20 protein-coding genes are annotated in these 21,836 nt (G+C 59.2%); 18 read left to right on the plus strand and 2 right to left on the minus strand.

Annotation, left to right across the window (positions count from 1 at the left end; genetic code table 11):
- Positions 1 to 77 precede the first annotated feature (77 nt).
- The 3 genes from BUC36_RS03335 to ybaK all read left to right on the plus strand — a co-directional run bounded on the left by BUC36_RS03335 (position 78) and on the right by ybaK (position 3,150).
- Positions 78 to 1,550: an aminoacyl-histidine dipeptidase gene (locus BUC36_RS03335; protein WP_073271423.1), complete on the plus strand. Its 1,473-nt coding sequence runs from the start codon at positions 78 to 80 to the stop codon at positions 1,548 to 1,550.
- A 485-nt stretch (positions 1,551 to 2,035) separates the two neighbouring features.
- Positions 2,036 to 2,416: a VOC family protein gene (locus BUC36_RS03340; protein WP_073271425.1), complete on the plus strand. Its 381-nt coding sequence runs from the start codon at positions 2,036 to 2,038 to the stop codon at positions 2,414 to 2,416.
- Between the two features lie 266 nt (positions 2,417 to 2,682).
- Positions 2,683 to 3,150 (plus strand): Cys-tRNA(Pro) deacylase, encoded by a 468-nt coding sequence (ybaK, locus tag BUC36_RS03345; protein WP_073271427.1) that lies wholly within the window; start codon positions 2,683 to 2,685, stop codon positions 3,148 to 3,150.
- A gap of 101 nt (positions 3,151 to 3,251) precedes the next feature.
- Here ybaK and BUC36_RS03350 read toward each other — a convergent pair whose 3' ends face one another.
- Complete coding sequence (locus tag BUC36_RS03350) at positions 3,252 to 4,154, minus strand: WD40/YVTN/BNR-like repeat-containing protein (RefSeq protein ID WP_159435972.1); 903 nt, start codon at positions 4,152 to 4,154, stop codon at positions 3,252 to 3,254.
- A gap of 387 nt (positions 4,155 to 4,541) precedes the next feature.
- Here BUC36_RS03350 and BUC36_RS03355 point away from each other — a divergent pair, with 387 nt between their 5' ends.
- The 5 genes from BUC36_RS03355 to BUC36_RS03375 all read left to right on the plus strand — a co-directional run bounded on the left by BUC36_RS03355 (position 4,542) and on the right by BUC36_RS03375 (position 10,184).
- Positions 4,542 to 6,899, plus strand: coding sequence for a TonB-dependent receptor domain-containing protein (locus BUC36_RS03355; RefSeq protein ID WP_084535815.1), 2,358 nt, complete (start codon positions 4,542 to 4,544; stop codon positions 6,897 to 6,899).
- Between the two features lie 295 nt (positions 6,900 to 7,194).
- Entirely contained in the window at positions 7,195 to 7,860 is a 666-nt protein-coding gene (locus BUC36_RS03360; protein WP_073271433.1) for an HAD family hydrolase, read from the plus strand.
- A gap of 91 nt (positions 7,861 to 7,951) precedes the next feature.
- Positions 7,952 to 8,944, plus strand: coding sequence for a recombination-associated protein RdgC (gene rdgC / locus BUC36_RS03365; RefSeq protein WP_073271435.1), 993 nt, complete (start codon positions 7,952 to 7,954; stop codon positions 8,942 to 8,944).
- Between the two features lie 52 nt (positions 8,945 to 8,996).
- Positions 8,997 to 9,470, plus strand: a complete 474-nt coding sequence (locus BUC36_RS03370; RefSeq protein WP_084535555.1) for a GNAT family N-acetyltransferase — start codon at positions 8,997 to 8,999, stop codon at positions 9,468 to 9,470.
- Positions 9,471 to 9,635: 165 nt separating this feature from the next.
- Positions 9,636 to 10,184, plus strand: a complete 549-nt coding sequence (locus BUC36_RS03375; protein ID WP_073271436.1) for a DUF4136 domain-containing protein — start codon at positions 9,636 to 9,638, stop codon at positions 10,182 to 10,184.
- A 66-nt stretch (positions 10,185 to 10,250) separates the two neighbouring features.
- Here BUC36_RS03375 and gndA read toward each other — a convergent pair whose 3' ends face one another.
- Complete coding sequence (gndA, locus tag BUC36_RS03380; protein ID WP_073271438.1) at positions 10,251 to 11,783, minus strand: NADP-dependent phosphogluconate dehydrogenase; 1,533 nt, start codon at positions 11,781 to 11,783, stop codon at positions 10,251 to 10,253.
- A 441-nt stretch (positions 11,784 to 12,224) separates the two neighbouring features.
- Between gndA and BUC36_RS03385 the strand changes: the two genes are divergently transcribed.
- The 10 genes from BUC36_RS03385 (at position 12,225) to BUC36_RS03430 (ending at position 21,806) form a co-directional block, all read left to right on the plus strand.
- Positions 12,225 to 12,833: an HAD family hydrolase gene (locus BUC36_RS03385; RefSeq protein WP_073271440.1), complete on the plus strand. Its 609-nt coding sequence runs from the start codon at positions 12,225 to 12,227 to the stop codon at positions 12,831 to 12,833.
- A gap of 12 nt (positions 12,834 to 12,845) precedes the next feature.
- Positions 12,846 to 13,406, plus strand: a complete 561-nt coding sequence (locus BUC36_RS03390) for a sugar O-acetyltransferase (protein ID WP_268778194.1) — start codon at positions 12,846 to 12,848, stop codon at positions 13,404 to 13,406.
- Between the two features lie 85 nt (positions 13,407 to 13,491).
- Positions 13,492 to 13,953, plus strand: coding sequence for a methyltransferase family protein (locus BUC36_RS03395; protein ID WP_073271442.1), 462 nt, complete (start codon positions 13,492 to 13,494; stop codon positions 13,951 to 13,953).
- 318 nt (positions 13,954 to 14,271) lie between these two features.
- Positions 14,272 to 16,005: a carbohydrate-binding module family 20 domain-containing protein gene (locus BUC36_RS03400; RefSeq protein WP_073271443.1), complete on the plus strand. Its 1,734-nt coding sequence runs from the start codon at positions 14,272 to 14,274 to the stop codon at positions 16,003 to 16,005.
- Between the two features lie 186 nt (positions 16,006 to 16,191).
- Positions 16,192 to 17,286, plus strand: a complete 1,095-nt coding sequence (locus BUC36_RS03405; RefSeq protein WP_073271445.1) for a PaaI family thioesterase — start codon at positions 16,192 to 16,194, stop codon at positions 17,284 to 17,286.
- 217 nt (positions 17,287 to 17,503) lie between these two features.
- Positions 17,504 to 19,105 carry an AbgT family transporter gene (locus tag BUC36_RS03410; protein WP_073271447.1) on the plus strand — a complete coding sequence of 534 codons (1,602 nt, stop codon included), beginning with the start codon at positions 17,504 to 17,506 and terminating at the stop codon, positions 19,103 to 19,105.
- 115 nt (positions 19,106 to 19,220) lie between these two features.
- Positions 19,221 to 19,757, plus strand: a complete 537-nt coding sequence (locus BUC36_RS03415) for a DUF2058 domain-containing protein (protein ID WP_073271450.1) — start codon at positions 19,221 to 19,223, stop codon at positions 19,755 to 19,757.
- 12 nt (positions 19,758 to 19,769) lie between these two features.
- Positions 19,770 to 20,315, plus strand: coding sequence for a DUF1415 domain-containing protein (locus tag BUC36_RS03420; RefSeq protein ID WP_073274510.1), 546 nt, complete (start codon positions 19,770 to 19,772; stop codon positions 20,313 to 20,315).
- Between the two features lie 81 nt (positions 20,316 to 20,396).
- Positions 20,397 to 20,822 (plus strand): MAPEG family protein, encoded by a 426-nt coding sequence (locus tag BUC36_RS03425; protein ID WP_073271452.1) that lies wholly within the window; start codon positions 20,397 to 20,399, stop codon positions 20,820 to 20,822.
- Between the two features lie 228 nt (positions 20,823 to 21,050).
- Positions 21,051 to 21,806: a transporter gene (locus tag BUC36_RS03430; protein ID WP_073271454.1), complete on the plus strand. Its 756-nt coding sequence runs from the start codon at positions 21,051 to 21,053 to the stop codon at positions 21,804 to 21,806.
- Positions 21,807 to 21,836 lie beyond the last annotated feature (30 nt).

Here is a 21,836-nt window from a genome sequence, read left to right on the forward strand (position 1 = left end):
TTCGGCCGGCACCGGCCCGCGGCACAACCGCCACCGGTGACAAGCCACTCTCAAAAAGAACTAACTTGAGGCCCCCGATGAGCAATATCGCCGAACTGAACCCCTCCCCGCTGTGGAAGCACTTCGCCAAACTCTGCGAGATCCCCCGCCCGTCCAAGCACGAGGACAAGGTGGTGGAATATATCGTCGACTTTGCCAGAAACCGCGGCCTCGACGTACAGCTGGACAAAATCGGCAACGTGATCATTAAGAAGCCGGCCACTGCCGGTATGGAAGATCGCAAAATCCTCGCGATGCAAAGCCATGTGGATATGGTGCCGCAGAAGAATGCCGATTCCGACCACGACTTTTTGAACGACCCCATCCGCCCGCAGATCGACGGCGAATGGGTTACCGCCACCGGTACCACGCTCGGCGCCGATAACGGCATCGGCGTGGCTGCCATTCTGGCACTGCTGGAAAGCACCGATATCCCCCACCCGGCACTGGAAGCCCTGCTCACCATCGATGAAGAAGCGGGCATGACCGGTGCCAAGAATCTGCAGCCCGGTTATTTTGACGCTGACTTGCTGCTGAACCTGGACACCGAAGACGAGGGCGAGCTCTACGTGGGCTGTGCCGGCGGTGTGGACGTCAATGCCACCCTGCCCTATTCCGCCGAAACGGTTCCGGCAGATCACAAGGCATTCAAACTGAGTGTACGCGGCCTGCGCGGCGGCCATTCCGGCCTGGATATCGACAAGGGCCGCGGCAATGCCAACAAGATCGCAAATCGCATTATCGATGCGGCGAGCCGTGAAATTGCCGGACTGCGCATCGCCGCACTCGACGGCGGCAGCCTGCGCAATGCGATCCCCCGTGAATCCTTCAGCACCATTACCGTGCCGGCGGACGCGGAAACCAAGCTGGCGGAAATCGTCGCCACCGAGAGCGCGGTCATTGCACGCGAATTCGATAACGAAGCCAAGCTGGAAATCACCCTGGACGCAGCCGATACGCCGACCAGCGTAATGGACCAGTCCGCCCAGCAGAAACTGATCCGCGTGATCCGCTGCTGCCCCAACGGCGTGGAGCGCATGAGCACGGCGCTGGAGGGCATCGCCGACACTTCCAACAACCTGGCGCGCGTGGTCACCGAAGAAGTCGACGGCAAAAACCAGGTGCGCATCCAGTGCCTGGTGCGCAGCCTGTCCGACAGCGCCCGCGACCAGCACGGCCTGAATGTTGCCGCCACCTTCGAGCTGGCCGGCGCCGAAGCCTCCCTGGACAACGCCTACCCGGGCTGGACACCCAACATGCAGTCGCCGCTGCTGGCGCTGATGAAGGATGTGTACAAAGACATGATTGGAGAAGAACCGGAAGTAAAAGTGATCCACGCCGGCCTGGAATGCGGCCTGCTGGCCAAGCCCTACCCCAACTGGGATATGGTCTCGTTCGGCCCGACAATCCGTCGCGCGCACTCGCCGGAAGAGCGGGTACATATTGAGAGTGTCGGCAATTTCTGGGACTACTTTCTGAAGGTGGTTCAGGCGATTCCGGCCAGAACCTGATCCCTGCGCCACCGGCCCCGAGGCAAACACGCTCGGGGCCGCTCCTGTCTCAACGATTCTCCGCCGCGCAATCACACAGCACCAAAGCTCCCACCGCCAAATCCAGCAGAGATTTAATACGAGGTATTGCCGGAGCAGTTAATAAGACATGGGCAAATTGCGCTCCCTCCCCCCATCACTGACGGACTGCGTGCCGTACTACGACTTTATCGGCAAACTTACCTGGGCCATGCCCTCTACTCTGGCCCTTCTTTTCACGGCTTGCGGCCAGCCAGAGAAAAGGTATTTAATGATCGAGTGATGACAGAACAGGTTTCAGTTGAGACCTGTCTACTTCGTCCCAGCCACGCCGCAGGGTCGCTCGCAGCAACTGGAAGACGTACCGCCCTGATGGCGTAGGGATTAATTGAAAGTTCTCTGAAACAGAGCCTGACGATTCGAGAACTTATGTCCTATCAGGAATGATTTTAACGAGGAGAGCAAGCATGTTTAGCCATATTATGATCGGCGCCAATGACATCCACGAGTCCAAGGTTTTCTACGATGCCATCCTGGGAGCCATGGGCCATGAACCGGGTGTGATCGACGAGAAAGGCCGCTGCTTTTATTTCACCAGAAACGGCGTCTTTGCACTCACCAAGCCCATCAATAACGAGCCCGCAAGCCATGGCAATGGCAGCACCATCGGTTTCGCAGCCGAGAGCCCTGCGGCAGCCGACGCTTGGCATGCGGCGGGGCTCGCCAATGGGGGTACCGAATGCGAAGATCCCCCTGGCGTACGCGAGGGTGCCATTGGCAAGCTTTATCTCGCCTATTTGCGTGACCCATCCGGCAACAAGATCTGTGCTCTTCATCGCATAGGCTGACCTGTAATACCGCTGGCAGGCTCGCAAATAAAACTGTTTTACGAGCCTTCCAGCGGTTTCCCTACTAGAGGCCACATCGGAAAAATATACGCAGTCACATACTGGTCATCTTGCCCCTCACTATCTTCTACGCCAAACAGGTCCGATAGCCCGACGAAGTCGTGGCCTAAAGGAATTGAGTCTCTCGCATATCGAGGACGCTGCTCGGCAAACACTGAAATTCACCGGAAGATTCCGCTCAAGCCAATAGAACTAACGAACAAGTAATGACACCGGCAATCAACGTCGCCAGAAAGGCCAAAATCACGCACAAGGTCCACGAATACTCACACGATCCAGCGAGCGAATCTTACGGCTTGGAAGCCGCAGAAAAACTGGGTGTTGATGACGCCCGGGTATTCAAGACGCTGGTGGTACAACTCGACAACGAGGCGCTGGCTGTCGGAGTGGTTCCGGTCGCCGCGATGCTGAGCATGAAACTGATCGCCAAAGCCGCCGGCGCGAAAAAGGCGACCATGGCGAACAGAGCCGACGTGGAGCGGTCGACCGGCTACGTACTGGGCGGGGTCAGCCCAGTCGGGCAAAAGAAGCACCTCAAGACCTTTATCGATGCCTCCGCCAGGGAACACGACACCATTTTTGTCAGTGCTGGCCGCCGGGGTCTGGAACTCGAAATTTGCCCCACCGATCTACAAGCACTGACCAATGGCGACTTTGCCGAAATCGCGCAATAAATCGCGCAATAAAGTCGCGGAGTCCGGCTCCCAACTCTGAGACGTGCACCAAAGCCCTACCGAGAAGTGGGCCTTCGACAGGGATAATCTTTATAGGAAACTCAACGTTTAGGCGACACGCGAAGCACGCCGACCCGACCATCGGCCCCCGCGCCGAGAATCAACTGATCGCCGGCCGCCAGGGTATAAAAGCCCTCCCCGGGTAACGGCTGCCAGGTAACACCATCATTGAAGGAAATATCACTGGCAGTTTTGCCGCTGGCCACACAGGTGCTTTCGATACAGGCCATGGCCGTGCGCAGACCGTGCTGTCCATTGTCCGCTAATTGCCAGCCATCACCGTCGAACATGGCCAGATTGTTGTACCGGCCGGGGCGGTCCTGAAAATCCCCACCCAGTACAAACACGTCGCCGCGCCGGTTCAGGGCCAGCGCATAGCCGCCGGCAGTCTGCGTCTTCTGGTGCAGCGGCACCGAACTGCGCTGCCAGCTCTGACCATAGTCTTCACTCGCGTACACCGATGCCTGGAAACCGCCGGTGGTAAACCAGGCCCCGCCATTGGGGCCGGCGATCAGGGTGTTGCCACTCGCTGCAAAGGCGGCCTCCTTTTCCCGCAACGGCGGAACCCTGTCTCTGCCGATACGGTGCCAGCTACGCCCACCGTCTTTCGTTGCCATGATCACGTAATAGCCATCCACCGGATCTCCCAATATTAGGCCGCGGTTGCGGTCCCAGAAGGCGATGGAATCGAAGAATCCCTGTTCGTCCGGATTTGCGTACAGCAGCTGCCAGCTCTCGCCACCATCTTCGGTCAGGTAGAGGCGTGACTGCTGACCGGTACCGACACCCATGACGATCGCGGTCAGGTCATCGAACAGCTCGATATCGCGAAAATCCGTTAGCGGTTGTGCCTTGACGGAAACGTCCCGCCAGTTAACGCCGCCGTCGGTGCTCCTGAACACGGTATTGTCAGTGCCACTGACCCACAGGCTACTTTCTCCCACCGCACTTCCGCGCAGCGAGGCCTTCATTGATAACTGGGTGATTTGCCAATCAGGTAACGGCATGGCGTTGGCAGTAGACGAGAGCAAGCAAAGCAAAAGAAATAAGCGAAGCACGGCACACCCCTATTTGAATTTTATTGGCTTTATCGGTTGCCCATCATAGCAGGAATGCCAAAAGCAGATGTCCATACAAAACGCACTCCTAACTCAACCCGATTTCACTGGTTTCACCCCCAAGACCGCCCCATCCGCAAAGCCGGTCAATATATTTTCATCCGGCTGTAAAAAACTATTCATCAAATCGAGTCATTGTACGCGCGCAACGATAGAGAGCAGCCCGATGAAGCTGCCGAAACAAGACCATCACACGCAACCATGGACGACCCGATGACCATTACAAAAAAACATTTAGCCTCCGCCATTTCCCTCGCCACTGCCATGACAGCCAATCCGCTGCTCGCACAGCAGGCCACGGACGAAAAACTGGAGGAAGTGCTGGTACTGGGTAGCGGTACCGCATTCAACAGCAGTTCCGTCACCGAGCCGATGCGCAAGCAACAGTCCACCATGACCAGCGTCAATGCACTGATCGACAACCTGCCGGGCGTGTCGGTCAACGAGGGCGATACCTACGGCTTCGACGACTGGTCGACTAACATAACCGTGCGCGGTTTTACCACCAGTCTCGATGAGCAGCAGATAGGCACCACCATCGATGGTATTCCCAACGGCGGCTCCAATTACGGTGGCGGCTCCAAGGCCAATCGGTTTATCGACCCGGCAAATATCGGCGGTATCGAGGTATCCCAGGGCACCGCAGATATCGCCTCGCGCAGCCATGAGGCGCTGGGCGGTACCATTGATTACCGCACCGACGACCCGCTCGATGTGCGCCGCAGCCGTGCGGAGGTTTCAATGGGCGAGTTCGACGCGCAGCGTCTGTACTTCCGCTACGACACCGGTATCTTTGCCGGCAATACCAAGGCGTGGGTCTCCTACTCCACCCAGGAAGCGACCGACTGGATCACCGAAACCGCCGAGAACGAGCGCGAACATATCGCCGCGAAACTGGTCAGCACGTTGGAGCGCGGCACCATCAAGGCTTATGTCTCCTACGATGATATCCATGAGGACAATTACCAGCGCGTCTATACCGATGCCCAGTTCGAGCGCTTCCCGGAAGATGACTTCCTCACCGGCGAGTGGACCGGTATTCCCTACATCGACCAGCTGTACCGCCGCGGCTGGTCGACGCTGCGTGAAAACACCCTCGCCTACGCCCAGTTCGATTTCGACCTGACCGAGAGTTTCAACCTCGAGGGGGGTGTTTACTACCACGGCAACGAAGGCCGCGGAGACTGGGTACCGCCCTATCTGGTGGATGTCACCAATGACGGAACCGATGGCCAGTCGGAATTCCTCGGCGGTGCCACCGCAATGGGCGGCGCCGCCGCCGGCCAGTTCTTCTTTGTCGATGCCGATGGCAATGCGCTGGCACCAAGTACCGGCTGCGAATCCGACATAGTGACCATCTACGGCCAGGCCGAGCCGCAATACGATCCGGCCTGCTACCCGGCCGGTGCCATCCCGGTAATGTCTTACCGCCACACCCATTACGAAAAAGAGCGCAGCGGTTTGACCCTGGACTTCACCCACAATGGTGAAATCGCCGGCCTGCAGAACGAGCTGCGCGGCGGTATCTGGTATGAGGACGCGACCCGCGACGAGCACCGAGACTGGCATAAGATCACCGATGCGACCCGCGGCCACGGTTTCGACTCCAAGCCCTACTGGGTGCAGTACGACCGCAGCTATCCGCAGGAAACCACCAAGTGGTATCTGCAGGACTCACTGACCATCGACGCGGTGACCCTGAGCCTCGGCGCCAAGCAGTTCCTGGTCGATGTGGAGCGCGAAGACCTGTTCGGTGAATCGTCCAACGCGGCCATCGATTCCGACTCCGATGTGCTGCTGTCCGCCGGACTGGTGTGGGAGACGGCACTGGACGGCACGGAAGTGTTTGCCGGTTACGCCGAGAACTTCAAGGCGATCGGCGACAGCATCCTCGAGCGTCCGGATTCCGATCTGGACAATATCGAACCGGAGACGTCCGAATCCATCGAGCTGGGGCTGCGCTATTCCGGCGACACCCTGTCGGCGACGGCCACCTATTTCCAGAACGATTTCGACAACCGGATTATCTTCCTGGATAACAGCACTGCAGCCGGCCCCAACTACCTGATCGGCACCAACGGCTCCTATTTCAATGCCGGCGGTATCGAGTCCGACGGCATCGAACTGCTGGTCAATTACGACATCAACGCGGCATTCAGTCTCTACGCCTCCTATACGATGATCGATGCCACCTATATCGGTACCGGCGACAAGGCGGTGGACGCGGAGCAGGAGCTGGTACCGGGTAACGATGTGGTCGGTATTGCCGACCAGCTGTTCGTCGCCGGCCTCGACTGGAATGGCGAACTGCTCTACGGCGGCATCTCCGCGAAGCTGACCGGTGACCGCTACGTGGATCTGGCCAATACCTGGGTGGCGGATTCCTACGTGGTAGCCGATGCCTACCTGGGGCTGAACCTGGTCGACGTCAACCCGGCCCTGAGTGGTATCAACCTGAACCTGGTGGTGAACAACCTGTTCGATGAGGACTATCTCGGCACCGTCGTGTCCGGCGGCGCCTGGATAGGCGCACCGCGCACCGCTTCGCTGTCCGCGACCGTAGACTTCTAACAACCATTGCTAGGCCCAGTTAGGCAGGCAGGGTCACCCTGCCTGCCATTTTTTTGGCACGCCCCGCGATAAAAAAGCGTATTCCTATCCTCGCGCTGCCGATGCTATTCCCAGTGTCCAGGCGGCCGACAATCCAGCACTTGTGACCATCGACGGTCTGCATTGACGGTAAGTCTTCCCCGCTTACAACGAGATACGGACTGCCAGGGCCGACCACAAATTGATTCCGATGCCCCCCCACCCTTCGATTCGCTAGAATTGCAACAGCCGCTTCTCACGGAAACACAGGTGCAGTTTGCAAATTAAGGCCATTCTCTTCGATCACGACGGAACGCTGGTGGACTCGGATCCCGCTCACTTCAGGATATGGCGGCAGGTGCTCGCGAAGCATGGTGTAGACCTCAGCGAGCAGCAGTACATCGACCATTACGCCGGTTTGCCTACGCGGGCTAACGCGCAGGATATGATTGCCCGTTTCGCGATCCGCTGCACCGTGGAAGTCCTGACACGGGAAAAGACCATCGCCACTGACGATTATTTAACCAGATCTGCATTTCCGCCGATGCCGGACGCGCTGGAAACAGTGCGACACTTTCACGCACTCGGCCTGCGCCTGGCGATCGTTACCGGCTCCGGCCGTGAGGTGGTTGCAGCAACCACGCGGACCTACCGCCTGCAGCCGCTGTTCGACACACTGGTGTCGTCCGATAATGTCGAGCGCAACAAACCACACCCCGACGGCTACCTGCTGGCCACTCAGCGCCTGCGGCTGTCGCCGCAGGAGTGCCTCGCGATCGAGGACACGGAGCACGGCCTGAAGGCAGCGGCGGCGGCCGGCATCCCCTGTCTGGCGGTGCCCAACGCGATGTCCCGCAACCATGACTTCTCCCGCGCAGAGGGCATTTTCGCCGGGCTGGCCGAGTTACACGGCTGGGTGGAGGAGCGATGTTTCCGTCGCTAATTCCGGTTTCAGGCATTTTGCCTAGCCGTCTCCTCACGGATTCCGCATAATTACCGGCCGCTCACAAATAACAGAACAGATGACCTGATGTATGTGGTTTAAGAATCTTCGCGTCTACCGCCTCACCAAAGAATTCGCCCTCACTGCTGAAAAATTAAACGAATTGCTGGAACCGCACGCCTTTGTGCCCTGCGGCAGCCAGGATGCGGCCCGCTACGGCTGGGTGGCGCCGCTCGGACGTCACGGCAGCGAGCTGGTACACGCGGCCAATGGCTACTTCATGGTCTGTGCCAAGAAGCAGGAGAAGGTAATCCCGGCCGCCGTGGTGAACGAGAAGGTCGAGGAACTGGCCCAGGCCATCTCCGAGAAGGAGGCCCGCCAGGTGGGCCGCAAGGAGCGGCAGAACCTGAAGGACGAGGTGCTGTTGGAGATGCGCCCCAAGGCCTTCGCCCGCTCGCGCCTGCAGTACGCCTATATCGCCCCCAAAGACGGCTGGGTGGTGGTGGACGCCTCCTCGGCCTCGGCGGCAGAGGAACTGCTGGAGAACCTGCGCGAGGCGATCAGCAGCCTGGCGGTGGTGCCGCTGGCAGCCAAGAATCTGCCCCAGCAGACCATGACCCACTGGCTCACGGCTCCGGAGGCTCCGGCCCAGTTCGAGTTCGGACACGAGTGCGAACTGCGCGATCCGAAAGACAGCGGCAGCGTGATCCGCTGCAAGAACCAGGACCTGTGCGCGGAGGAGATCCACAACCACCTGGTGGCGGGACTGCAGGTGCATAAACTGGGACTGCTCTGGCGCGGCGGCGTCGAGTTTCTGGTCGACGATCAGCTGTCACTCAAGCGCATCAAGTTCAGCGACGAACTGGTCGAGAAGGCGGACAGCGCGGACGCGGAAAACGCCGCCCAGCGTTTCGACGCGGATTTCTCGGTAATGACGCTGGAAATCTCTGCCCTGCTAAAAGACCTGCTGGCCGCCTTTGGCGGCGCCAACATGGAATCGGCCAGCGTCGAGGAAATCGTCGCCCGCGCCTCCCGCGCCGAGGCCGAGCAGACGGCCAGGGAAGTGGAAGAAGTCGTGTTCTGAATCCGGGCGCCCTGTCCTGACAGAGGCTCCGCAACAATTATCGGTAGGGACAGTGTTCACCGTGAGAATCGAGAACCTGATCGAGCGCCCGGAGGCTATCGAACAGCTGGCGCAATGGCATTATCGCGAGTGGGCGCACCTCTACCCGGAGCAGGGCCTGCAGGACTTTATCGACGACCTGCAGCGCTCCCTGCGCAGCGAGCCGATACCCGCCACCTGGGTAGTGACCGACGGCACGGAGATATGGGGCTCGGCTTCGGTAATCGAGCAGGATATGACCACCAACCGGCACCTGAGCCCCTGGCTCGCCAACGTCTATATCCACCCGGACAAGCGCGGCCAGGGCCTGGGCGGCAAACTGATTGCCGCGGTCATGGAAGAGTGCCGGCAAAATGGACTGGCCGAGCTGTTCCTTTTTACGCCGGGCCAGGAATATTTCTACCAGACATTGGGATGGACCACCCTGAAAAGGGAGCGCTACCAGGGCGAGACCGTTTCCATCATGACCGCGCGCCTGCAGGATTAACGCCCCACCACCGCTCACTGCTGGCCATCACTGGGCGGCGCCCGGTCATCCTGAACTAAGCTCAATCATTGAAGCCATGGCGGGCGTACAGTTTTCCGCCCAGTCACAGGCTCCGCTGCCGCTCATTCGGGCGGCCGAAGACTCACAATGTGTGGAGCAACAAAGATGAGGATCTGGATCGCCACGGCGCTGTTTTTTTCCCTGCTGTTGAGCGCCTGCACTGGGTCGCCTGCATCCTCCGATGCGAGCGGCGGGGCGCGCTGGGGCGAATACCGGACGTTTGGTTTTGTACCGGGAGGCAGTAGCTCCGGTGAGGTGAATTCCATCCTGCGGGCAGAAATAACCCGGCAGCTCAATGCGCGCGGTTTTACCCGCAGCAACAACCCGGATCTCCTCGTAGGTCTGTCGGTGCAGACACAAGAACAGATGAAGATCCGCGGCGTCGCCGGCACAACCGGTGGCGCGGCCGCCCGCTACCAGTTTCTGGAAGACTATTATCGGCAAATGCCGGCCACTCACACGACGGACATCGACAAGTACACCGAGGGTCGCCTGACGATTGATCTTCTCGATGTGCAACAAAAAAGGATGGTATGGCGCGGCCGCACCCAGGGCAGGATTACTCAGGAGATGTACGCGCATCCGCAAAGAACGCTCGCAGCCGCCGTAGACGAGATCCTGAGAAAACTTCCCGCGGCCGCGCGGACCAACTAAGGCCCGGCAGTAGCAAAAACGAACATCCCGGAATTATTCCGGGATGCCGTCAATTTATAACGACAGTCAGATCTCCACCACCGGACGGCCCGGCTCACTCCACTGCACGTGGTATTTCTGCTGCTCGGGACGATCCACCCGCGAGAAAGTGTGCGCTCCGAAGAAGTCGCGCTGGCCCTGCAGCAGGTTGGCCGGCAGGGATTCCATGCGGAAGGCGTCGTAGTAGCTGAGTGCGGAAGACAGTGCCGGAACCGGAATACCGTTCAGCGTGGCGTCGGCCACGGCGCGGCGCCAGCTGCCCTGGTGTTCGGCGATCTGGCCAACGAAGAAGTCATCCAGCAGCAGGTTGGACAGCTTGACGTCGCGCTCATAGGCGTCGCTGATGGACTGCAGGAACACCGCGCGGATAATGCAGCCGGCGCGCCAGATTCGCGCGATCTCGGCAAAATTCAATTGCCAACCCTGTTCGCGCGCGGCCAGCTTCATCAGGTCGAAGCCCTGTGCGTAGACGCAGATCTTGGCGCAGTAGAGCGCGTCGTGCAGTTCGGCGATGGCCTCAGCGCGCTTGGCCGGCGCAACCGGTTCAACTACCGGGCCCTGCAGTTTCTTCGCCGCGCGGGTGCGCAATACCTTGCGGGTCGACAGTGCGCGGGCGTATACCGCTTCGGCGATACTCGGTGCCGGGCAGCCCACTTCCAGGCTGCTGACCGCGGTCCAGAGACCGGTACCCTTCTGGCCGGCGCGGTCGAGGATCACATCCACCAGCGGCTGGTCGGTTTCCGCGTCGACGGTGGCCAGCACTTCTGCACTGATACTGATCAGGTAGCTGTTCAGTGGCCCCTTGTTCCACTCGCGCAGCACCGCGGCGATATCTGCCGGTGACATATCCAGCGCACTGCGCATCACGTGGTAGGCCTCGCAGATCATCTGCATGTCGGCGTACTCGATACCGTTGTGCACCATCTTCACATAGTGGCCGGAGCCGATCGGGCCGATATAGGCCGCACAGGGCTCGCCTTCTTTTACCGGATTACCCGGCTCGAAACGCTCGATGGGCTGACCGCTGACCGGATCCACCTTGGCCGCTATCGCATGCCACACCGGCTCGATGCGGCTCCACGCGTAGCGGTCGCCACTCGGCATCAGGGACGGCCCGAAACGCGCACCGACCTCGCCACCGGAAACCGCGGTGGTAAAGAAGATCAGCTTGCCCTCGTAACGCTTGGCGCGCTCTACCGAGTCGGTCCACAGGCTGTTGCCGGTGTCCACGACGATATCGTCGGCCTTCAGGCCGGCGTCCAGGAGCTTGTTGCAGACATCGTCCACCGGCGCGCCGGCGGGCACGGAGAGAATGATCAGGTGCGGGGCTTTTACCTTGGCCAGCAGCTCAGTGTAGGAATTGCAGGTTTCCACCCGCGCCGGCTGCTCGCCGCGCTCTTTGGCGTCCTGCTCCAGCAGCGCATTCAGGCGGCCCTGATCCAGGTCGAAGGCACAGACCCTGTAGCCGTTGTCGGCCAGGTTCAGGATCAGGTTCTTGCCCATCACTCCGGTGCCGATAAAGCCGATATCGCATAAAGAGTCGCACAGTGAATCAGACATGGATCTCTCCGCAATTTAGTCGTGCTGCTGTCAGGGGGCGCGGAGTATAGCAATCGGGGCCCGAAGGCGGGAGTGCAAATATTCACCAGCTGCGATATTTGGCAGACGAAAGAAAAGTACTCAGGCGCGAAATTCAGGGAATTATCCCGGTTCCAGCCACCTGCAGACTATTTAGTTTTGCAGAGTGATCGCATTCCGAGTTTTTACCCCACCGCTCCCAATGGCGGGAATAGTTCGCTATGCTCGGTCAGAACGGCCGGTCACGGCAAAATTCACCGAACCGCCGACAATTCGTCAACAAGAAGTAAGAAATGAGCAAATTCCTTGAGGACGAAACAATTATGATTGACAGGGATTTGTTAATACCTTTGTCGAATACATTCGCTCCGATCGCGACTGTTAGCATGTCCGTGGGAAATTCGCGCTCGACTTTCAAGTCTTATGCAAACAGACATTGAACTGATCATTTTCGATCTGGGCGGCGTGCTGGTCGAACTCCAGCCCCACCCCTTCCCTCTGGCATGGCTGCCAGACGGACAGACATTCGACAGCGCCGGCTGGTTTAATTCAAAAACGGCGCTGCAGTTCGAGTGCGGGAAGATCTCTCCCGATGATTTTGCCAGGGGACTGCAACAGGAGTTGGACCTTGACGTCAGTACCGCCGAAATTATTGACCAGTTTACCCGCTGGCCTATTGGGCTCTACGAAGGCGCTCACGACTTACTGCTACAGCTGATGAGATCCCATCGCCTGGCCGCGCTCACCAATACCAATGCCCTGCACTGGCCGCGACTGATTGACGAGTTCCATTTGCCGCAGTACTTCAGCAAGATCTTTTCCTCGCACCAGATGGCACTGGCCAAACCGGACCCGCGCGCCTTTCACCATGTGTTGGAGGCGATGGCCGTAGCGCCGGAGCGGGTGCTGTTCTTCGACGACAATCCGACCAACGTGGCCAGCGCCACGCAACTGGGAATTCGTGCCCACCGAGCCTGTTCCCTGAAACAGGTAATAGCCCAATTGCAAGAATCTGCATTGTTGACGGAATAGCGGGAGGAAATAGTGGCCGACTCTGAAAAAGCCAAAATGCTGCGCGGGGACCTCTACAACGCAGCGGACACTGCGTTGGCACAGGATCGCCTGCGGGCGCGCCAGTTGTGCCACGAATACAACCTCTCGGCACCGGGTGCACGCTTAGAGCGAGAGAGCCTGCTGCAACGACTGCTCGGCACAAAACCTGAAAGCTGCACGATAGAGCCGATGTTCCGCTGCGACTACGGCTACAACATTCACCTCGGCGACAACTTTTACGCAAACTTCGACCTGATCATTCTCGATGTCTGTGAAGTGCGCATCGGTGCCAACTGTCTGTGCGGTCCGCGAGTCAGTATTCTGACGGCCACCCACCCCACCGATCCCGATGTGCGCCGCGGCGGCCTGGAGCTCGGACGCCCGATCAGTATCGGCGACAACGTCTGGATCAGTGCCGGTGCGATCATCAATCCCGGAGTCACCATTGGCGATGATGCCATCATCGGATCCGGTGCCGTGGTAACCAGGAACATCGCGGCTGGAAGCACGGTCGGTGGGGTACCGGCAAGGGAGATTCGCCGCCTCGACTGACGATTTCTCGTTGACCTTCCCCCCACGATAATGTCTAACCTCCTGATCAGTACAACGTCAGAGCGAATCTAGACAGGACTGCAAAATGAAAGCGCTGGAAACCCGGATACCGCCACTGCTGCTCTTGCTTCTTTTCGCCGCCGCCATGTACGGCATCGCCACGCTTAAATTGGCCCGCTTTCACAGCGGAATTTTCGGGCTCGCAGTAACAGCCGTGCTCGTCGGCACTGGTTTCGTTTTCTGCTTACTCGCGGTATTTCAATTTCGACGTGCAGCCACCACGGTCAACCCCACAGCACCGGATAAGAGCACCGCACTGATAACCGATGGCATCTTTCGTATCAGCCGCAATCCGATGTATGTGGGATTTCTCGCGTTTTTGCTCGCCTGGGGGCTTTACCTATCCGATGGGCTTGCCCTACTCCTTGGCCTATTCTTCCAGCCCTATCTAACCGCATTTCAGATCGTGCCGGAGGAACGGGCACTGCGTAAACTATTTGGCGACAGCTACTGTACTTACCTATCGAACGTGCGTCGATGGCTGTAACCAAAACGGCAGGACGCCAACAATTCATTAGCCCGAATATGAGGCATTCGACTTGGCACTTTTGAAGAAATAGTTCTCAAATCCTGCGCGCATTTCAACTACTCCTTTGATACGCCCCCTCCGGGGATGATGCCGTATCGCTATTCACCTAATTAGGCTTCATGACATACCTGAACCAAGGGTATGACCAGCGAAGAGTGGCCGTGCGGAGCCTGCATTCGTATCAGAGATAAAACCTGCAAATATCCACGGTGCAGAGAAGGCGGTTGTCGAACCACTCAGAAAATAGAATAAATATGAATAATAAAGGTGATCCAAATGCGACACTTACTCGCAATGATGAGTACACTGCTTCTGCTGTCGGCCTTCAGTGCCGCCAGCAACGCAGTGCCACGGACGGCCTTCGTCCACCTGTTTGAATGGCAGTGGGACGACATTGCCAGCGAATGTGAAAACTTTCTCGGACCCAAGGGGTTCGCTGCGGTGCAGGTATCCCCGCCGCAAAAATCCGTCAGTGGCAGTCAGTGGTGGACGCGCTACCAGCCCGTCAGCTACGCCATCGAAGGTCGCTCCGGCAGCCGCGCGCAGTTTGCCAGTATGGTCAGCCGCTGTAAGGCGGCGGGTGTCGATATCTATGTCGATGCGGTGATCAATCATATGGCGGCCTGGGATCGCAGTTTCCCCGAAGTGCCTTACGGGCCCAACGATTTCCACAACTGCACCGATGACATCAATTACGGCGATGCCTGGTCTATCCAGAATTGTGACCTGGTGGGTCTCAATGACCTGAAGACCGAGTCCGACTATGTGCGCGGTAAAATTGCCGACTACATGAATGACCTGATTGGCCTCGGCGTGGCCGGGTTTCGTATCGATGCCGCCAAACATATGCCCGCTGCGGATATCAATGCGATCAAGAGTCGCCTGAACGGTAATCCCTATATTTTCCAGGAGGTTATCGGCGCGGGCGGCGAGCCCATTCAGGCTGCGGATTACACCTGGGTCGGCGATGTGACGGAATTCAATTTCACCAACACCATAGGGCACTATTTCAAGCTGCGCGGGCCCCTGAAGGAGATCAGTAATATCGGCAGCTGGTCCGGCTGGCTGTCCAGCGACAACGCCATCACCTTCGTCGCCAACCACGACAACCAGCGCCAGAACACCGACAACACCATTACTCACAAAGACGGCAGCAACGCCAACAACATGGCCCATGTGTTCACGCTCGGCTGGCCCTACGGCTACCCGAAAATCATGTCCAGTTACGACTGGAGCGATCACGACCAGGGCCCGCCCGCCCAGGGCGCAAGTTCCTGCGGCAACGGCTGGCTGTGTGAGCATCGCAGCCGGCCCATCGCCAATATGGTCGGTTTCCGCAACAATACCGCGGCCTACTGGGGCGTTACCGACTACTGGGACAATGGCAACCACCAGATGGCCTGGGGCCGCGGCGGCCTGGGCTTCGTGGTGCTGAATATGGAGGGCAGCAACCTGAACCGCTCCTTCCAGACCGGCATGCCGGCGGGTACCTATTGCGACATCATTCACGGCGACTTCGACTACAGCGCGGGCACCTGCAGCGGCCCGACAATCACCGTGGACGGCAGTGGTAATGCCGCATTCAATGTCTACTACCGCAATGCAGCCGCCATTCATGCGGGCGCCAAGGTGGGAGTGCCCTGCCCGGAATGCGGTGGCAATGCCGGAGGTGAAACCGGCGGCGGGTCCGGTGGCAGCAGTGGTGGCGGCAGCTCAGCGGTCGACGTGAGTTTCACCTGCCACAACGGCTACACCTACTGGGGTCAGAGTGTCTATGTGGTGGGCAATACCGGCGAGCTGGGCAGCTGGGATCCCGCCCAGGCGAGAAAGCTCGACCCGGCGGCCTACCCCACCTGGAGCGGCAGCGTCGACATGCCGGCCAATACCGATGTGGAGTGGAAGTGCCTGAAGCGCGAAGAGGCCAACCCCGCCGCCGGCGTGGAGTGGCAGTCCGGTAGCAACAACCAGTTCAACACCTCCACCAACAGCTCTCCCACGGCTGCCTTCTAGGCCCACTTTTCGCCTGGCGGCTGAAGCCGCCAGGCGAACGCCGCCCTGCCGATTTCTCCCGGTTGCCTTAACCGGTACCTTGCACCCATCCAAACTCGCCTCTGCCAACTCTCGCCGCAAGCGCCATAGATCGCCGCCATAGCGCCCCGACACTAACATCCAGACTGGAGTGACCGGAGAGGTGCGATGGCCAGTATCCCCGATGAGCCCTATCGCGGCGCCATAGGAGATCTGCGAGCCCTGCAACAGCCGGGACTGGAGACCTTCAGGCGCTACATATACGGAGACCTGCCCGCTCCGCCAATCTGGCGGCTGACCGGCATGCTGCCGACCGAGGCGGGTCTCGGCAAGGCGACCTACTCGATGCCCGTTACTCCATGGCTGGCAGACGGCACCGGTATCTACTGGGGCGGTATCTATGCGCTCCTCGCCGATGCCCCACTCGCATCAGCTATCTGGACCACCTTGCCCGCCGGCAAGGTGCTGACCACCTCCGAACTGAACATGTGTTTTCTCCGTCCCCTTTCCGAGAGCACCCGCAATATGGTGGCGCGCGCGGCGACGGTGCACTCGGGCAGCCAGGTGGGACTGTCCACAGTGCAGATTACGGATCAGGACGGCCGCACACTGGCGTTTGGCAGTACCCGCTGCCTTATTGCGGACTTTCCGGTCGATCCGCAAGAGAAGTTCGAAGAGCCGGACCTGGGCCCCAGTGATCCGACAGATCCGTTTCTGCGGGATTCTCCCGCATCGAATTTCTGTGACCTGAAAAAGCTTGGCAAGCAGACACCGATAGAACTTCAGCAGGTGACTATCGACGAGGGGCGCACCCACCCAGTCTGGCAGTTGACCGGCTATAGGGCACGGGAGATCGACGATGGCTATTGCAAGTCGACGATCCCCTCTTCCCCCTGGTTCTCGCTCGGCAGCTTTTCCATCTACGGCGGCCTGTTGGCCTGGGCCGCGGACATGACCATGGGGGCGGCGGTCTACTCCACGCTGCCAGCCGGGGACCTCTTCGCCACGCTGGACATGCATATCCGCTTTATCCGCCCGGCAAGCATCGATAGCGGTGACCTCACACTGACCGGCAAGGTCCACCACCGCGGCCGGCAGCTGCGCGTAGCTTCCTGCGATATTGATAACGCCGAGGGCAAGCGCGTGGCAATGACCACGGGTTCAGCGCTGGTGATCCCCGGGGGCGCGCGGATGCTGAGCGAAGGGCAGAAGCCCGAGGAAATTATCGCGAGCGCGACCGCGCGCAAACCCCGCTCCGATTGAGCAACTTCTATCACCAGACACCGCTGTAACCCAGACGAATACACTGGCCGCAGTCACAGTCCAAATTAGAACCGACGTCAGGCAACCATTCAGTAGCCTGGCCTTTTTGTGTATCATCCCCACCCTTTAGCGCATTTTTTAACCAAAACATCCATTAACGGCTGGCCCGGACACAGTGCGGCTGGCCAATACAAGAACGACGCTATAGGAAAGATTGATGACGACAAGCGCCTCTCCCAGCGAACAGTCACAGGTGCCGGCCGAGCAGAGGAAGGGCTTCACGCGCTTCCTGGATACCGTAGAGTGGCTCGGCAATCTGCTGCCTCACCCGATCACCCTGTTTGCCATGTTCGCCATCGGTGTCGTGATCATCAGTGGTATTGCCTCTTATTTCGGCCTGGCCGTGGCGGATCCGCGCCCGCTGGGGGCCGCCGGCCGCGCGCCGGACGGCGTGATCGAGGTATTCAACCTGTTCAGCGGCGAGGGATTGCGGATCATCGTCACCAGTTTGGTGACCAATTTCACCGGCTTTGCGCCGCTGGGCACAGTGCTGGTGGCACTGCTCGGCGTCGGCGTGGCCGAACACTCGGGGCTGCTAAGCGCGGCTGTGCGCGGCCTGGTGATGCAGGCATCCAAGCGCACCGTGACCGTTATCGTGGTCTTCGCCGGCATCCTGTCCAACACCGCCTCTGAGCTGGGCTACGTGGTGCTGATTCCGCTGGCGGCGATGATCTTCCACTCCCTCGGCCGCCACCCGCTGGCGGGTCTGGCCGCGGCCTTCGCCGGGGTCTCCGGTGGCTACAGCGCCAACCTGCTGCTGGGAACCGTGGATCCGCTGCTGTCCGGCATCACCGAATCCGCCGCCCATATGATTGACCCGACCTACACCGTCGGTCCGGAGGTGAACTGGTTCTTCATGATCGCCAGCACCTTCCTAATCACCGCCGTCGGCAGCTGGGTAACCATCGCCATCGTCGAGCCGAAGCTGGGCGTGTACGACCCGAAGGAAGCCGCCGTCGACCTGTCCCAAGACAAGATGGGTGCGCTGACTGCCGCCGAGAAACGCGGCCTGAAATACGCCGGTCTGGCGGTGCTTGGCGTTTGCGCGCTACTGGCGATTTCCATCGTCCCCGAGTGGGGTGTGCTGCGGAATCAGGCGACGGGTGAAGTTGCCGGCTCGCCTTTCCTGAAGGGCATAGTCGCGCTGATCGTGGTCTTTTTTGCCGTGCCGGGCTTCGTCTACGGTCGTGTGATCGGGACCATGCGCAACGATCGCGATGTGATCAATGCGATGTCCAAGAGCATGGGCACCATGGGCATGTACATTGTGTTGGTGTTCTTCGCCGCGCAGTTCGTGGCCTTCTTCAAGATTACCAACCTGGGCACCATCTTCGCGGTGCTGGGTGCCGACGCGCTGCAGAGCATTGGTCTCACCGGCCCGCTGGTATTCCTGTTCTTCATCATGATGTGCGGCTTTGTGAATCTGTCGCTGGGCAGCGCCTCGGCCCAGTGGGCCGTAACCGCGCCCATCTTCGTTCCCATGCTGATGCTGCTGGGCTACGCGCCGGAAGTGATCCAGGCCGCTTACCGCATCGGCGATTCGGTAACCAATATCATCACGCCGATGATGAGCTATTTCGGCCTGATCGTGTCCTTCGCCACACGCTACAAGAAAGACCTGGGCATGGGTACCCTGATTGCCACCATGATCCCCTACTCCATCTTTTTCTTTATCGGCTGGACCGCCTTGTTCTTTATCTGGGTATTCGCACTCGGCATGCCGGTGGGCCCGGGCGCGGCGACTTACTATAGCCCCTGACATCCAATCACCGCCGCGGGCAGCCTGCGGGCTGCCCGCGGCGGTGATTTCCGTTACAGTGCGCCTTTAACTCTGTTCAACTCCCCACGGGGACACTACCTCCGGATTAACCGCCATGAGTTCACTGCAGGATCAACTGCTGAAAGCCGGTCTCGTCGACAGCAAAAAAGCCAAGCAGGTCAGCAAGGAAAAGCGCAAGCAGCAGAAGGTTGCGAAGAAATCCGCACAGCCGCTCGTCGATGAAGCCAAGGCTGCGGCCCAGCAGTCCCGCGCCGAAAAGGCGGCCCGCGACCGCGCCCTGAATGCCGAGCGCGATGCCGCCGCGCAGAAGAAGGCTATCGCTGCCCAGATCAAGCAACTGGTGCAGAGCAACCGCCAGTCGAAAGGTAACGGCGACATTGCCTACAACTTTACCTTCGACAAAAAGATCAAAACCATTTATGTCACTGAAGCCATTCGCGACCATTTGGTGGCGGGCAGACTGGTGATCGTCGGCCTCGACGAGCAGTTTGACCTGGTGCCGCGGGTGATTGCCGACAAGATCGCCGAGCGCAATGCCGACATCGTCGTCAAGACCGCGGTGGACAGCAGCGCGGTGGATGAAGACGATCCCTACGCGGACTACCAGATTCCCGACGATCTGATGTGGTAAGTGGCCGCATTGATGGATCAGGAAATCGTCGACTCGGTACAGCAGTGGCTGCGGGATGTGGTGGTTGGCCTGAACCTGTGCCCTTTTGCGCGCAAGCCCATGCGCGCCGGCCAGATCCGCTACAAGGTGAGCGAGGCGCGGGACGATGAATCGCTGATGGCGGAACTACTGGAGGAGTTTCGGCTGCTGGACAACACCCCGGTAGAGGAACTGGAAACCACCCTGCTGATAGTGCCGCAGCACCTGCAGGAGTTTGCCGATTTCAACCAGTTCCTCGACCTGGCCGAGTGGTTGATAGAGCGCCAGGAATACACGGGCATCTATCAGCTCGCCACCTTTCATCCGGACTACCAATTTGCCGGCACCCGGCCCGACGATGCCGAAAACCTGACCAACCGCACCCCCTATCCGATCCTGCACCTGTTGCGGGAAGCGAGCCTGGCGCGTGCGCTGGAGAATTATCCGGATCCGGAGTCCATACCTGCAAACAACATCCGCCGGGTTGAAGGACTGAGCGAAGAGCAGAAGCGCCTGCTGTTTCCGTATCTGTTCTGCTGACCTTGTTGATCGACTTAGTGCTATAGCGATAAGCAGAATTAGTCAGCCCCAATATCAATAAAACAATAAAAGGATTCTGCCATGCCCTCACCAAGTCCTATCCTGGCGCCGGTCGTTGCCCTGGTCGCCTGGTCGCTGGTCATGTGGCTGTGGATGTACGCGACCCGACTGCCGGCCATTCGCCAAGCACAGTTGAAGCTGGATCCGCAGGCACCCCGCGGCGAGCAGATGAGCACCCTACCCGCCGCTGTGCGCTGGAAGGCAGACAATTACAATCACCTGATGGAGCAGCCCACTCTCTTTTATGCGGTTGCACTCGCCCTGGCACTGATGGGCGAAGGCGATGGCGCGAACCTGCTGTTCGCCTGGGGCTATGTTGTGACACGAGTGCTGCACAGCCTGCTGCAGGCACTGCTCAACAAGATCGAATTGCGTTTCGGTCTTTTTGTGTTGTCGACGCTGATGTTGTTCGGGCTGACGATCAACGCCTCGCTGCACCTGATCTAGCCCGGATATTGCACCAGGCCGCTCGATATTTAAATTAACCGATTGGTTTTACTTAAGTATTTTGAGTTAGCCGCAGCGTACAAAGTGTCACCGGCCGCCGCTGGCCGCGCCCTCGCTTGATCTCAGCGCGATCATCGCGGCCCCTGGTGCAATATCCGGGCTAGGCAGCAGGCAGATATTGTCTAAGCTGGATTTATTTGTCGGCAGAGACACCGGCAAGGTCACATAATGCGACAATCCAGCTTAGCGACCGTGTCAGCAGGATTTTTTCTCGCCTTCCCGGTGAATGCCGAAACACCAGCCTTCGACAGGCCGGGGACCGGCTTCTCAGTAACTACCCTGCCCGCCGGCACCTTTGCCTGGGAACAGGGATTGCCCGATGCGTCCCGGGATAAAAGTACAGGTGTCACCGAAACCCTTTACCGCGCGGACGCGTTGATACGTGCGGGTCTGCTTCCCAACCTCGAACTGCAGATTTCCCACTCTCCCTACAACTATCTGCGCGAGACCGGTCCGGAGCGGACGCGAAAGACCGAAGGTGCCAGTGGCACCGGCTTCAGCCTCAAGTATGCCCTGCCGGATCTGGGCGACACTCTCTCCTGGGCCGTACTAGGGGGCACGACCATCGATACCGGCAATACACCTTTCAGTCCGGACGACACCATCTACAGTTTGGGCACCTCGCTGGAATGGCAACGGCAAGAAGACCGTTCGCTGTCGCTCTATTTCAATATCGACCAGAGCGATAGTGAGTCGACCATTACCATATCCCCTTCCTACAGTGCCACCATCAGTCCATGCACCGGAGCCTATGTCGAGCTGGACTACATACACGTGGAAGGGAATAGCCAAATGCTCATTGGCGGTGGGATCACCCGGATGGTGACAGAAACTGTTCAACTGGATCTGTATTCGAATATCGGGCTCAATTCAAACAGCGCCGATTGGCAGGCAGGTTTTGGTTTTTCGGTGTTCTTTGAATAAATAGCGAATAAGCACTTTCAACCACTACTG

Source organism: Microbulbifer donghaiensis (assembly GCF_900129095.1).
In the GTDB taxonomy this organism is placed as follows: Bacteria; Pseudomonadota; Gammaproteobacteria; order Pseudomonadales; family Cellvibrionaceae; genus Microbulbifer; species Microbulbifer donghaiensis.